Here is a 14,859-nt window from a genome sequence, read left to right as displayed (position 1 = left end):
TGTAAAGTAGAGCTTATTTGAATTCCCTTGTTGCCTTAACAGCTTTTTTCCAGCCGTCATATAGTTCATTACGTTTTTCTTCAGACAGTTCGTTCGTAAATGTTCGTTCGTTTTTCCACTGTTTTGCAATTTCTTCTTTGTCTTTCCAATAGCCAACAGCAAGGCCTGCAAGGTAAGCAGCCCCTAGTGCTGTTGTTTCTTGAACGACTGGACGATCTACAGGAACTCCTAAGATATCACTTTGAAACTGCATGAGGAAGTTATTTTTAACGGCTCCACCGTCTACACGCAAAGTTTTTAAGTCTATACCAGAATCTGCTTCCATAGCATCCAACACATCTCTCGTCTGGTACGTAAGTGATTCTAATGTAGCACGTACAAAATGTTCCTTTGTAGTACCACGTGTTAATCCGAATACTGCTCCCCGTGCATCACTATCCCAGTATGGTGTTCCAAGTCCTACAAAAGCTGGAACTAAGTAAACACCATCTGTAGAATCAACAGAAGTAGCTAATCCCTCTGTTTCTGGTGCACTTTCAATGAGGCGTAACCCGTCACGTAACCACTGAATTGCTGAACCGGCTACGAAAATACTTCCTTCTAGAGCGTATTCAACTTTTCCATCAATTCCCCATGCTAACGTTGTAAGAAGACCGTGTTTCGAAGGTACTCCTTTATCTCCTGTATTCATTAACATGAAACATCCCGTTCCGTAAGTGTTCTTCGCCATACCGGTTTCAAAACACGCTTGCCCGAACAGTGCCGCCTGTTGGTCCCCTGCAATACCGGCAATCGGAACTTCATGCCCAAAGAAATGGTAATCTACTGTTTTCGCATATACTTCAGATGACTGACGAACTTCTGGTAGCATATTTTTCGGTACGGTTAGGATATCTAGAAGTTCATCATCCCACTGCAAATCATAAATATTAAACATTAATGTACGGGACGCGTTCGAATAATCTGTCACGTGGGCTTTTCCGCCTGACAGCTTATAAACTAACCACGTATCAATTGTTCCAAATAGGAGATCACCGTTATTTGCTTTTTCACGAGCTCCTTCTACATTATCGAGAACCCATTTCACCTTTGTACCAGAGAAATAAGCATCAATTAACAACCCGGTTTTTTCTCTGAACAGGTCTCCATACCCTTGATTATTTAACTCATTACAAATGTCTGCTGTTTGACGTGACTGCCATACGAGGGCTTTATAAACAGGCTTACCTGTATGTTTATCCCATACTACTGTCGTTTCACGCTGGTTCGTAATACCGATTCCAGCTACATCAGTTGGATTTGCATCCGCTTTTCGTAGTACTTCAGATATACACGCTAAGATAGACGTCCAAATTTCTTCCGCATCATGTTCTACCCAACCTGGCTTCGGAAAAAATTGTTCAAATTCCTTTTGAGCCGTCTCAACAATTTCACCATCATGATTAAACAATATAGCGCGGGAACTCGTAGTTCCTTGGTCCAAAGCTAAAATATACTTCCCCATCCGTATTCCTCCTCAAATTTCACTGTTTTATTTATGCACTTTCTGTTGCACTAACGGAAACATCACTTTGCTTTTTCAACTCTGAATTCGCAGCCCCTACAAATAGCACAACAGTGAATGCTGTAAAGATCCAGAAAAATACTGTCGCATTCCCTGCAAATACTGCTTGATAGAATAATGAACCATACACTCCACCTAACACAGGTCCTACAACCGGTATTCCTGCATAACCCCAATCAGATGAGCCTTTTCCAGGAATCGGTAATACTGCGTGTGCAATTCGAGGTCCAAGATCACGGGCTGGATTAATCGCGTAACCAGTCGTTCCACCTAGGGACATACCGATTGCAACAATTAAGAAACCGATAATAAATGGATTTAACCCTTCAGTAAATTCATTCGCCCCGATAAACAAAATTCCGAGTAGTAAAATAAATGTACCAATATACTCACTTACAAAGTTTGATAGTGGGCTACGAACAGCAGGGTCTGTTGAGAATACTGCCAGCTTTAAACCTTGATCATCCGTCTTATTCCAATGAGGTAAGTAGTGAAAGAATACAACGACAGCCCCGATAAACGCCCCAATCATTTGTGCCGTTACATATACAGGAACTTTCTCCCACGGAAATTCCCCTATTGATGCTAATCCAATTGTTACCGCTGGATTAATGTGTGCCCCTGAAAATTGACCAACTGCATAAACGGCCATCGCAACGGCAAGACCCCACCCAAATGTAATAACAACCCAGCCAGCACCTTCTGCTTTCGAGTTCTTTAAGACGACACCTGCTACAACACCGCCCCCGAAAATAATTAAAATCATCGTACCAATGACTTCAGCTAAAAATTCAGCCATTCTACACATCCCCCTTATGAAATTTTTCATACTTATCAAACCGAAACCACACAAGTTTCATAGCATGAGAGATTGAGCATAAAAAAATCCACACATCATGTCCATACTCCTCCCAGGGATAGTATGACTTGCGGTGTGGATCTCCAAATCTCCGTCACGTTGTTAACTTGTTAAGTATAAGATACGAGATTATGGAAGCGCTGTCAATACCTAATGGAAATTTTTACATGATTTATACGATTATTTTAGCCTCCATAAATCTGTTGTTGATGTTGTCACCGCAACAGCACCAGCATCTAAAGCACATTGCACATCTACTTCTGACCGTATTAATCCACCTGTAATAATCGGTAAATTCGTTTTTTCATAGATTTCTTGAATCAGTCCTGGCATTAATCCGGGTAAGACTTCGATATAGTCGGGTCTTACTTTATTAATGATTTTTAAGTTTTGTTCAAGTGCATGACTATCTAGCAAAAAGAGACGTTGAACCGCTATAATGTTATGTTTTTTAGCCGCCGTTATGATGTTCCCTCGTGTGGAAATAACCCCTTCAGGTTTTATTTTCCGTATTAAATATTCTAGACCATGCTCGTCTGCCTTTAATCCTTGTACTAAATCTGTATGTATGAGAACCTTTTTATTACTTTTTTTCGCATATTTCACGAGGTCAAATAACTGGGCAATCCTCGTTTCTAAGAAGATGAGATATTCGTGATCACTGGCTAACAATCTTTCAAAGTCTTTCATATTTCGAACTGCCGGCAAAATACCAGATGGTAAAGACATGTCTACACCTCCATTATATTAACGAAAAAGCAGGCATATGCCTGCTTTACAATTTTTCCAAAAATGTATCTTCTCTTCTTCGTTGTTCCATTTCTTCCTCATTATAAATAATTCGCATCGGGTTTCCACCGACAAAGCAACCTTTAGGGACATCTTTATGTACTAGGGTACCTGCTGAAACAATAGCCCCATCTCCTACTGTAACACCAGGTAATATCGTAGAGTTTGCACCAATCATTACGTCATCCCCTATGACGACCTCACCAAGACGGTACTCTTTAATTAAATATTCGTGGGCTAGGATTGTCGTATTATAACCGATTACCGTATTCCGCCCTACTGAGATTTTCTCGGGAAACATAATATCCAACATCACCATAAGGGCGAACGATGCATGCTTCCCGACCTCCATTTTCAACAACTTTCGGTACATCCAATTTTTCCATGACAGAATAGGGGTATACCGGGCAATTTGAATGACGAGAAAGTTTTTTATCACTTTGAAAAACGGAACGGTTTTATATACATGCCATAAGGAATTCGGGCCGTGTACCCGATAACGCTTCGTTTTCCGCATAAGATCACTTCCTCAATATTTTCCGCAAATCACTTATATGATCGAGCATGTAAGTAGGATTTAGTTTTTCTAACGTTTCCCGCCCCTTAATCGTCCAAGCAACTCCTGCTGTTTTTGTGCCAGCGTTTTGACCAGATAAAATGTCGTGGTGATTGTCTCCAATCATCATTGTTTCCTCAGGTTTAGCTCCGAATGCTGCCATCCCTTTATTTACTGGCTCTGGATCAGGCTTTGCGTTTGTCACATCATCAAGTCCAATAATCACATTAAAATACGGAGCAAGGCCGGTTACTTCTAGTCCACGTATAGCTGTACTTTTAATTTTCGTTGTTACAATTCCTAGTTGGTAACCTTCTTCTTTCAACTGTTTAATCGTGTCTACCACCCCATCAAACGGAGTGACTAGTTCGTCATGATGCTCGAGATTATGCGCACGATATACTTCAATCATGTCATCAATTTTGTCAGGTGCAACTTGTTTAAACGTATCCGCTAACGGAGGACCGATAAATTGTAAAATGTCCTCACGCTTAAACTCATTCGGTCGAAAATGTTGTAACGTATGCTCAAATGAAGAAATAATTAGTTCGTTCGTGTCAATTAATGTTTCATCTAAATCAAAGAGAATTGTACGAATGCTCATTTGTTGGTTCCTTTCTTTTTGAGACTTCAACTTTGTTCCATATAACACCAATCAATGCAGTAAGTAATAACGCTGTAATTAATCTTATTGCTAATAATGGCCATAGTGGTATCCCTAATGGCGCAAATACGAGTGTATCCTCTATAACCGCATGACATGATACGAGGAAAATTAAGACGAGATACATATCTTTTTTCGATACACCATCTTCCTTAGCGGACTGAATCATTAATCCAGCACTGTATGCCAAGCCGATGGTTAATCCAAATACAAGAACCATAGATGCGTTTCGTTCCACACCTAACACCTTTGTGAACGGCTCTAATTTTTTGGATAAGAAGTCAAAATAGTTCCGTTCACGCAACCATTGCATAACTATCATAAGTGGTATAACAATCAGAGCTAGTTGAAATACTCCAACCGTTGCCGTCTTTAACGCTGTAAAAATAATCGCTCCCCACGTTTCTGGTGCTGCAGTTTCAGCTGGAATGAGTCCGTATTGAGCCATTTCCGCACCGCCATCCCAAAAAACGTTAATAAGAATAGCAGAAAAAACAGCTAAGAGAACACGAACTCCTGTGATTACCCAAAAGTTAACGCCAACTTTCGATGCAAGTGTCCCCTCTATGATTAAATTGTGGGAAAAGGACATCATAATCGCCATTATAAAAACTTCTTTTACCGTAAAACCAAACGTTAAGATGGCTCCAATCCCAGCGTATAAGTTTAAAAAGTTTGCCATAACAAGAGGAACAGCTGCTTCTCCCGATAATCCTAACAGTTTCATGAAAGGTGATATCCAATCGATAATAATTGGAAAAAGCTTCGTGTGACTTATAATCATTATGATAACCGTTACCGGAAATATAATTTTCCCCAATGTCCATGTTAATGCCAGCCCGCTCATAAATCCTCTTTTTATTATTCCGGACAATCTCGTTCCTCCTCACGTTCTACTCAGTTGTTATTTATCTTTATATCTTTTATTTGCGTAACCAGCTCTACGACGATACACAATGAAAATAATGCTGATCCCAATCGCAAGGATAGAAATTAACTGTGCAACTCGTATATCTCCAACTAAATATAAACTATCAGTTCTTAGCCCTTCAATAAAGAATCTTCCAATTGAATACCAAATAATATACGTAAAGAACATCTCTCCACGGCGTAAATTTACTTTACGTAAATATAGTAATATGAACAGTCCAATGAAATTCCAAACGGACTCATATAAAAATGTAGGATGGTGATACACACCATTTACACACATTTGATTCATAATAAAATCCGGGATGTATTGAAGACCATTTTGATAAGCAGCTTCGGATATTGGGCCACCGTAAGCCTCTTGATTCATAAAATTTCCCCAACGGCCAATTGCTTGACCAAGAATTAAACTTGGTGCTGCAATATCTGCAATTTTCCAAAAGGATATCCTTTTCACTTTCGCATAAATAACCGCTGTGACAATTGAACCTATTAAGGCACCGTGAATAGCGATACCGCCTTCCCAAATGGCGAAGATCCCCCACCACGGGCCACCTGAATATCGGTCCCATTCAAAAATAACATAATATAATCTTGCACCTAATAATGCAGCAGGAATCGCAAACACAAGCAAATCAACAAATGTATCTTTTTGTAATCCGAGACGTTCAGATTCCTTTGTTGCTAACAATAAACCTAAGAAAGCGCCCGTTGCAATAATAATTCCATACCAGTAAATGGTCAATGGTCCAATTTCTAAAAAAACACGGTCATAAGGTACAGTTGTACATACCAAAATGATAACCTCCCTTTTTATTCATATTTTTCATCATGGTCATGGTCTATTACATTACTTAATCGTTGCGAAAATTGTTCAGCAGTATTAATCCCCATTCGTTTAAGGCGGAAGTTCATTGCCGCAACTTCTATAATAACGGCTAAGTTTCGTCCAGGTCTAACAGGTACTGTAGCTTTAGGTAAATCTACATCAATAATTTTCATCTTCGCTTCATCAAGACCTAAACGGTCATAATGCTTATCTGGATCCCATATTTCCAAATTGATGACGAGGGAAATTCGTTTGTAATTCCGTACAGCTCCAGCTCCAAACAAGGTCATAACATCAATGATCCCTAAGCCACGAATTTCTAGCAAATGTTTAATTAATTCAGGAGCATTTCCGATTAATGTGTCTGTATCCTCTTGACGTATTTCTACACTATCATCAGCAACAAGACGGTGGCCTCTTTTAACAAGCTCCAATGCCGTCTCACTTTTTCCGACACCACTTTGTCCTGTGATTAATACTCCTACACCGTAAATATCTACTAAAACCCCGTGAATAGCTGTAAATGGGGCAAATTTAGACTCTAAATAATTTGTTATTCTGCTTATGACACTTGTCGTCTTATAGGGGGAACTCATTACCGGAACCCCAGCATCATCAGCTGCTTCAATTAACTCCTTCGGAACATCTATATCCCGTGTTACAACAAAACCTGGTGTTACATCTGTACAAAGCTTTTCCATTCGTTCTTTCTTTTCGTCCCTAGATAATTCATTTATAAATGAAATTTCTGTTTTCCCAAGTATTTGCAACCGTTCCTTAGGATAATATTTAAAATATCCAGCTATCTCAAGACCTGGACGGGAAATATCTCCAGTAATAATTTCACGATGAATACCGTCTTTTCCACTTACTAATTCTAACTGGAAACGATCGAGTAAGTCTTTTGTGCGGACTTTTGCCATGATGTTACATCCTCCTAATCGATATACAATCATTGTTTCCTATTGTAGCATGTTTTCCAAAAATCGTCTGTTCTCTACTATCGTTCCATAAAAAAAGCAGGTAAAATACCCGCTAGTAAGTTAAACTATTCGTTACGTAATGTGTCAACAATTAATCGATTCAACAGAAGGTTAATCACCGAAATGACAATGGCAGCGATGAGAGCAGTGCCAAATCCTTGTATAACAAAACTGCCCCCTAGTAAAGCTTGAGCGATCATTAACGTAATCGCGTTAATGACAAATAAAAATAACCCCAAGGATAGTACTGTTATCGGTAATGTTAACATAATCAATATCGGTTTTACGATAACGTTTAGTATGGACAAGATAAAGCTCGCCAACACCGCTGTTCCAAAACCTTCAATATGAAAGCTGCGAAAAAGTTCCGCCACAGCAATAAGCGCAACTGCGTTTAGTACTATAGATAATATCCACCTCTTTAACATCAGAACCTCCCCTTTCGGTTTATCAATTAGCAGGAATATAAGGCTCCACCCTTACCTGCCCTGTTTTTGATTCTGCTTCAATATAAAACATATCATGGCCATTTCCGGACGTACGAAACCGCATTTTGGAGTGTAATAATTCTTTTTCGCTTTGGATGACTTGGTGAGGAAGGTTGCAAATCATTGTCCCTATATTCGTTTTTAATTGCCCTTCAATTTGGACATTGTTCGGGACGTATAAATCCACATTACCTGTCGTTGATTTAAAAAATCCGGAGTAACCTGAAGAACCTCGCCAATGACAGACGATACTTCCTGTTACCACTTGTGTATCGACTTTTTGAAAGTCTCCGTGGAGGTGTACTTTTCCTTTTATCGCTTCTGTTTGTAACTGTTCACAACGGACATTATTCGTATAAATATTTCCGTTCACCGTATTTAATTCCCACTTAACACCTACTCCTCTATCAATTGTAATGTTCCCGTTCGATGTTTTCGCATTTAACGTTTGGAACATCGCATTTTTCATATAGATCGGTCCATTAAATATTCGTACAGCACCATGGATATAACTCTTCTCCGGGAGATATAGGGTAATGTTCCATTTCATTTTTCTTATATTCGAGCGGATTTGTAACGTTTGTTTTTGAATATCAACATGGAGATGGCGATTTAATGCATCGGTTGCTTCCTCTTCGTTTTCGACTTGATAAACGTCTGCATTAATCTCAATTCGAATGGAAGGTTCATCCCATTGTTTAACATTGACCGTACCGTTCTCAATATGGACATCCATGTCACTTACTAGTTGATCCTCATATTGGAACACACGGGAAACTTGTTCATAATGACCAAAGTTAAAATCTAAATCCGTCTTTTTTAGTTTATGAATCGTTTCTTCAATTACACTCTTTACTTTCTGTTTTGTGGAATGGTATTTACCATCCATGTTTTCATTTATGAACTCTTCATCCTGTAACTTCTCCAATAATTCCTCTGCCTCTTCTACTGAAATGTCTCCCGCCTTCAGTTTATTCAAAATTTCCCGCTTCTTCTTATTCACACGAACCTCCCCTTTCCCATTGTCCGTTAAAAAAAGTGTCCCCACCTAAAAAGGTGTAGGACAAATTAGTCGTTAAACTTCCAAACGTAAAATTCTTCAAATTGTAGACGTTTCAATGCTTCCTCATACTCACCAATAAAGTCAGGACTCTCTCTCATTCTACTTAACATTCCTTCCGCCTGTGAACGGTGAGCTTTAATCGCCTCCATTTTCGTTGGGAAAACGTCTTCTGTATCGATGTTCACATCAGGAGTCCCTAATGTTTGATGACGATCATTCGTAATAGCTTGCACCCACAATTCTGGTCGAACATCATTGTCCATTTTGCCAACCGCCTTTACCGCAGCTGCTCCCATCGCATTATGATCCGGATGAACGGCATAATCCGGGTAATGGGTAATGACTAAGGTTGGTTTAATGTCCTCCAAATATGTAAGCAAATGGGCTGCAATTTCATCTGTCGATTCAAACTCTAACGTTTTGTCTCGGTATCCAAGCATTTTCACATCCATATGTAGGATGTTACAAGCATCTTTTAACTCCTTTTTACGAATTTCCGGTAAAGATTCCCGGTTTGCAAAAAGGGGGGTACCCATATTTCGTCCCATTTCACCTAACGTTCCACACAAATACGTAACTGGAATACCGTTTTGATGAAATTTTGTCGCTGTTCCTGCAACTCCAAATGACTCGTCATCTGGGTGTGGATAGATAACGACTACATGTTTATGATGATACACATACATCTCTCCCTTAATATCGAAATGGCTTTTCACTAATTTGTAACGCGACAGTCAATCTTCCTTCCGCATCATGCCCTGCTAATAACAATTGATCTTCTTCCGTTACTTCCCAATCTGCCAAACCCTCAGCGTAGATCCAACCAATATCCATTTTTAATCCTACTCGGTATGAATCAGTTCCACCTACAATTTTTGCACGTGTGAAACGAACTTGTGCATTTCGAATGAAGGCTCCAGCATTTGAAGCATTTTTGTCAAAATGCTTCGCGTATGCCCCGTTCGTCGTTTCCAAGTGAAGATACACATCACGGTTTTGAAAGCGATCAAGCTCCCGCTGAACGTTTTCTATTTGAATCGGTTTCATTCATTGTACTCCTCTCACGTTCTTCTTGTTTTTACGATAGCGAAACGTATGCTGAACGTCAACGTTTTGCACTTTTATGTAGAAATAGCCGGATTAACCGGCTATTTCGTTTACGTCGTAATCATTTCGTCAATTTTATCTTCCATCCGTTGCCGATCTCGCTCAAGTACTGGCTTTAAGTAGCGTCCTGTATAGGATTTTTCATAATTCGCCACTTCTTCTGGTGTTCCAGTGGCTACGATCATTCCGCCACCTTCCCCACCTTCGGGTCCTAAATCAATAATATAATCCGCTGTTTTAATCACATCTAAATTATGTTCAATAATTAAAACAGAATCACCGTTTTCAACTAGTCGTTGTAATACAACAAGTAAACGGGAGATATCATCAACGTGTAAACCTGTTGTCGGTTCATCCAATATATATAATGATTTACCAGTGGAGCGGCGGTGAAGTTCACTTGCTAATTTCACCCGTTGCGCTTCCCCGCCAGATAATGTAGTAGCTGGTTGCCCTAAACGTAAATATCCTAAACCAACGTCAAATAACGTTTGTAATTTTCGTTTAATGACCGGAATATTTTTGAAAAATTCAAGGGCATCTTCCACTGTCATATTCAAAACATCGGCAATTGTTTTCCCTTTATATTTTACTTCTAAAGTTTCTCGATTATATCTTTTCCCATTACATACTTCACATGGGACATACACGTCTGGTAAGAAGTGCATTTCAATTTTTATAATGCCATCTCCCCGGCACGCTTCACAGCGACCACCTTTTACGTTAAAGCTAAAACGTCCTTTTTTATAACCCCGTACTTTTGCTTCATTTGTGGATGCAAATACATCACGAATATGGTCAAAGACACCGGTGTATGTGGCTGGATTTGAACGAGGAGTACGACCAATGGGTGATTGGTCAATATCAATCACCTTCTCGATATGTTCAATCCCTCTGATTTCTTGATGCTTCCCTGGTTTCGCCTTACTACGATACAACTTTTGCGCAAGTGATTTATATAAAATTTCATTAATTAACGTACTCTTACCGGATCCGGAAACCCCTGTCACTACTGTCATTAGGCCTAAAGGCACTTTCACATTTACGCTCTTTAAGTTATGTTCCTTAGCGCCTTTAATTTCAACATATTTCTGATTACCTTCCCTTCGTTCCTTTGGAAGTGGAATGAATTTCTTCCCTGATAAGTAGCGCCCTGTTAAGGATTTTTTATTCTTCATGACTTGTTTTGGTGTACCATTAGCAACAATTTCACCGCCGTGGACACCAGCACCTGGACCAATATCGATTAAATAGTCGGCTGCAAGCATAGTATCTTCATCATGTTCTACAACAATCAGTGTATTCCCTAAGTCTCTCATTCGTTGCAGGGCAGCAATTAAGCGGTCATTATCCCGTTGATGCAACCCTATGGACGGCTCATCTAATACATATAAAACACCAGTAAGAGCTGAACCGATTTGCGTTGCTAAGCGAATCCGCTGTGCTTCCCCTCCCGATAAGGTACCTGCCGACCGGGATAATGTTAAATAATCAAGCCCTACATTCATTAGGAAAGATAACCGATCCATAATTTCCTTTAAAATCATTCGTGCAATATGCTCTTCTTTTTCTGATAATTGGACACTCTCAAAGAAGGACTTAGCTTCATGAACAGAATACTTCGTTATTTCCCCTACATGCTTTCCATCGACTAATACCGCAAGTGCTTCTTCCTTCAGGCGGTACCCTTTACAAGTTGGACACGGCTTTTGTGCCATATATTTTTCCATTTGCTCACGAATATAATCCGAAGACGTTTCTTTGTAGCGACGTGCTACATTGTTAACAACCCCTTCAAAATATATGAAATTTGATCGTATTTGTCCTCGTTCGTTTGTATAGCGAAACTCGATTTGATCTCCACCACTACCAAACAAAATTTTATCCATTTTTTCTTTCGGTAGGTCTTTTACCGGTGTATCTAAATCAATGTCATAATGACGACAAACACTTTCTAATAATTGTGGGTAATATTGGGAACTAGTCGGTTCCCAAGGAGCAATCGCATGCTCCCGTAAAGTTAAATCCCCATCAGGAATGACGAGATCTAAATCGACTTCTAGTTTCGTTCCTAATCCGTCACAACGTTGACAAGCTCCGTATGGACTATTAAAGGAAAATAAACGAGGTTCTAGTTCACCAATTGAAAAGCCGCAAATTGGGCAAGCGTGGTTTGCATTAAATAGTAATTCCTCATCGCCAATTACATCGACGATTACCTTTCCTTCGCCAAGTTCCAAGGAAGTTTCTAACGAATCACTTAAACGAGAACCAACACCATCCTTCACAACAATACGGTCAACAACAACTTCAATGGAATGCTTTTTGTTCTTCTCAAGCTTAATGTCTTCAGATATTTCCCGCATTTCTCCGTCAACACGCAGGCGAATATACCCTTCTTTTCGCAGTTGCTCTATGACCTTCACATGCTCACCTTTCCGTCCAGAAACGACAGGGGCTAATATTTGCAGCTTCGTTCGTTCCGGATATTCCATTATCCGGTCAACCATTTGCTCCACCGTTTGGGACTCAATTTCAATGCCATGCTCCGGACACGTCGGGCGCCCTACTCGTGCATAGAGAAGACGTAAATAATCATAGATTTCCGTAACCGTTCCGACTGTTGAACGAGGGTTTCGACTAGTTGTTTTTTGGTCAATGGATATTGCCGGAGATAGTCCTTCGATCGCGTCTACATCTGGTTTATCCATTTGCCCTAAAAATTGACGCGCATAAGCAGATAACGATTCTACATACCGACGTTGTCCTTCAGCATAAATCGTATCGAATGCTAACGAAGATTTCCCCGAACCAGACAAGCCTGTCATAACCACAAGCTTGTTTTTCGGAATTTCTACATTAACATTTTTTAAATTGTGGGCACGCGCTCCTTGTATTTTGATTGACTTCATCGTCATATACGATTTCATCCTTCCGATTTTAACTCCAATATAATATCGCGCAATTCCGCAGCACGCTCAAACTGTAAGTCTTTTGCGGCTTGCTTCATTTCCTTTTCCATCTCTTCGATTACTTTCGCTTTTTCTTCTTTACTTAATTTCGCCACATCATTCTTCACTGCATACGTTTCTTCTTCCTCCGCAGCAACGGTTGCCCGAATGACGTCACGAATTTCCTTTTTAATTGTTTTCGGTACAATTCCATGTGCCTCATTGTATGCAATTTGCTTTTGACGGCGACGCTCTGTCTCATCAATGGCTATTCTCATTGAGTTCGTTATTTTATTAGCATACATAATTACTTGACCATGTTCGTTTCGGGCAGCTCGCCCAATTGTTTGAATGAGGGAACGTTCCGAGCGAAGGAACCCTTCTTTATCTGCATCCAGTATAGCAACTAAGGAAACCTCGGGTAAATCGAGACCCTCACGTAACAAGTTAATCCCAACTAACACATCATATTTTCCTAACCGTAAGTCACGAATAATTTCAATTCGTTCTAACGTTTTAATTTCCGAATGTAAATATGCAACCTTGAATCCTACATCCTTCAGGTAGTCGGTTAAGTCTTCGGCCATTTTTATCGTTAACGTTGTCACAAGAACCCGCTCGTTACGTTCAGTACGCTTGTTCACTTCACCTATTAGATCATCAATTTGCCCTTCAATTGGACGTATATCAATTTCAGGATCCAACAAGCCTGTAGGACGGATAATTTGTTCCGTCACTTTCGGTGTGCGTTCTAATTCATACGGGCCCGGTGTAGCCGAAACGTACACGATTTGATTGACCTTCTGTTCGAACTCTTCAAACTTCAATGGTCGGTTATCTAAGGCTGAAGGGAGACGAAACCCGTGGTCGACGAGGGTCATTTTTCTTGCTCTATCCCCGTTAAACATGCCTCGTATTTGTGGAATCGAAACGTGGGACTCATCAGCCACAATTAAAAAGTCATCGGGGAAGTAGTCAATTAACGTATAAGGAGTAGATCCTGGAGGTCGTAGTGTTAAATGTCTGGAATAGTTTTCGATTCCAGAACAGAATCCCATTTCCCTCATCATTTCCAAATCGTAGTTCGTCCGTTGCTCTAGACGCTGGGCTTCTAATAGCTTCCCTTCATCATGTAATTTTTTCAATTGTTCCTGGAGCTCATCTTCAATATTAGCAATTGCTTTTTTCATTTTTTCTTCCCTTGTGACGAAGTGGGAAGCTGGAAAGATTGCTACATGATCCCGGTCTCCGACAATTTCACCCGTTAACGCATCTACTTCACGGATACGATCTATCTCATCCCCGAAAAACTCAACCCGAATGCAGTGTTCCTCACGAGAGGCAGGGATGATTTCGACCGAATCACCTCGTACCCGAAATGTTCCCCGTTGAAAATCAATATCGTTTCGAGCATATTGAATATCTACTAAATTTCGCAGAAGTTCATCTCGTTCTTTTTCCATTCCAACTCGTAACGACAATACGAGCTCCCGATATTCTTCCGGCGAACCTAAGCCATATATACAGGACACACTAGCTACAATGATGACATCACGCCGTTCGAATAATGCTGAAGTAGCTGAGTGTCGCAACTTATCAATTTCATCGTTAATGCTTGCATCCTTCTCAATATATGTATCCGTCTGTGGGACATAAGCTTCTGGCTGATAGTAATCATAGTAACTTACAAAATATTCAACTGCGTTATTTGGAAAATAGTCTTTAAATTCACTATATAATTGTCCCGCTAACGTTTTATTGTGGGCAATGACTAATGTTGGTTTGTTCACTTCTTTAATTACATTTGAGATAGTAAAAGTTTTCCCAGTTCCAGTTGCTCCTAGTAGTGTTTGATGTTTTTTATTAGAATGTATACCTTCGACCAACTCTTTTATCGCTTTTGGTTGGTCACCTTCAGGTTGATATTTAGATATAAGCTCAAATTGCTTATCCACATTCGGACCTCCATTTCATACCTGTTTCCTTTATTACAAACATTGTAACATAAAAGCGAACAGACATTCGATTACAAACCCTTTTTCTATTTACCTATAGAATAGGCTTTTCTTTCTATTT

14 protein-coding genes are annotated in these 14,859 nt (G+C 39.8%); all 14 read right to left on the bottom strand.

Annotated elements, in window-relative coordinates:
• Nucleotides 1-13: 13 nt before the first annotated feature.
• The 14 genes from glpK to uvrB all read right to left on the bottom strand — a co-directional run bounded on the left by glpK (nt 14) and on the right by uvrB (nt 14,738).
• The gene (gene glpK / locus NLW78_RS12405) at nt 14-1,504 is read right to left on the bottom strand and encodes a glycerol kinase GlpK (protein ID WP_254497465.1); all 1,491 of its coding nucleotides are present in this window, start codon (nt 1,502-1,504) and stop codon (nt 14-16) included.
• Between the two features lie 31 nt (nt 1,505-1,535).
• The gene (locus tag NLW78_RS12400; RefSeq protein ID WP_254497464.1) at nt 1,536-2,363 is read right to left on the bottom strand and encodes an MIP/aquaporin family protein; all 828 of its coding nucleotides are present in this window, start codon (nt 2,361-2,363) and stop codon (nt 1,536-1,538) included.
• A 240-nt stretch (nt 2,364-2,603) separates the two neighbouring features.
• Nucleotides 2,604-3,152 (bottom strand): glycerol-3-phosphate responsive antiterminator, encoded by a 549-nt coding sequence (locus NLW78_RS12395; protein ID WP_254497463.1) that lies wholly within the window; start codon nt 3,150-3,152, stop codon nt 2,604-2,606.
• A gap of 46 nt (nt 3,153-3,198) precedes the next feature.
• Complete coding sequence (locus tag NLW78_RS12390; protein WP_254497462.1) at nt 3,199-3,729, bottom strand: acyltransferase; 531 nt, start codon at nt 3,727-3,729, stop codon at nt 3,199-3,201.
• 4 nt (nt 3,730-3,733) lie between these two features.
• The gene (gene ppaX / locus NLW78_RS12385; RefSeq protein ID WP_254497461.1) at nt 3,734-4,372 is read right to left on the bottom strand and encodes a pyrophosphatase PpaX; all 639 of its coding nucleotides are present in this window, start codon (nt 4,370-4,372) and stop codon (nt 3,734-3,736) included.
• Entirely contained in the window at nt 4,347-5,306 is a 960-nt protein-coding gene (locus NLW78_RS12380; protein WP_254497460.1) for a nucleoside recognition domain-containing protein, read from the bottom strand. Before NLW78_RS12380 ends, ppaX begins: the two co-directional genes overlap by 26 nt.
• Before the next feature lie 30 nt (nt 5,307-5,336).
• Nucleotides 5,337-6,158 (bottom strand): prolipoprotein diacylglyceryl transferase, encoded by an 822-nt coding sequence (lgt, locus tag NLW78_RS12375; protein ID WP_254497459.1) that lies wholly within the window; start codon nt 6,156-6,158, stop codon nt 5,337-5,339.
• 17 nt (nt 6,159-6,175) lie between these two features.
• Nucleotides 6,176-7,114, bottom strand: coding sequence for an HPr(Ser) kinase/phosphatase (hprK, locus tag NLW78_RS12370; RefSeq protein ID WP_254497458.1), 939 nt, complete (start codon nt 7,112-7,114; stop codon nt 6,176-6,178).
• Nucleotides 7,115-7,239: 125 nt separating this feature from the next.
• A complete protein-coding gene (locus tag NLW78_RS12365) occupies nt 7,240-7,602 on the bottom strand; it encodes a phage holin family protein (RefSeq protein ID WP_254497457.1) in 363 nt (120 codons plus the stop codon).
• Nucleotides 7,603-7,624: 22 nt separating this feature from the next.
• Nucleotides 7,625-8,665, bottom strand: coding sequence for a DUF4097 family beta strand repeat-containing protein (locus NLW78_RS12360; protein ID WP_254497456.1), 1,041 nt, complete (start codon nt 8,663-8,665; stop codon nt 7,625-7,627).
• Between the two features lie 65 nt (nt 8,666-8,730).
• Nucleotides 8,731-9,405 (bottom strand): bacillithiol biosynthesis deacetylase BshB2, encoded by a 675-nt coding sequence (bshB2, locus tag NLW78_RS12355; protein ID WP_254497455.1) that lies wholly within the window; start codon nt 9,403-9,405, stop codon nt 8,731-8,733.
• 13 nt (nt 9,406-9,418) lie between these two features.
• The gene (locus NLW78_RS12350; RefSeq protein ID WP_254497454.1) at nt 9,419-9,772 is read right to left on the bottom strand and encodes a YojF family protein; all 354 of its coding nucleotides are present in this window, start codon (nt 9,770-9,772) and stop codon (nt 9,419-9,421) included.
• A 110-nt stretch (nt 9,773-9,882) separates the two neighbouring features.
• Entirely contained in the window at nt 9,883-12,750 is a 2,868-nt protein-coding gene (uvrA, locus tag NLW78_RS12345; protein WP_254497453.1) for an excinuclease ABC subunit UvrA, read from the bottom strand.
• 8 nt (nt 12,751-12,758) lie between these two features.
• Nucleotides 12,759-14,738 (bottom strand): excinuclease ABC subunit UvrB, encoded by a 1,980-nt coding sequence (uvrB, locus tag NLW78_RS12340; protein ID WP_254497452.1) that lies wholly within the window; start codon nt 14,736-14,738, stop codon nt 12,759-12,761.
• Between the last annotated feature and the right edge of the window lie 121 nt (nt 14,739-14,859).

It is taken from the genome of Salirhabdus salicampi (assembly GCF_024259515.1).
In the GTDB taxonomy this organism is placed as follows: Bacteria; Bacillota; Bacilli; order Bacillales; family Alkalibacillaceae; genus Salirhabdus_A; species Salirhabdus_A salicampi.
Note: the sequence above shows the minus strand (reverse complement) of the source record. Positions and strands in the feature narration are given on the sequence as shown.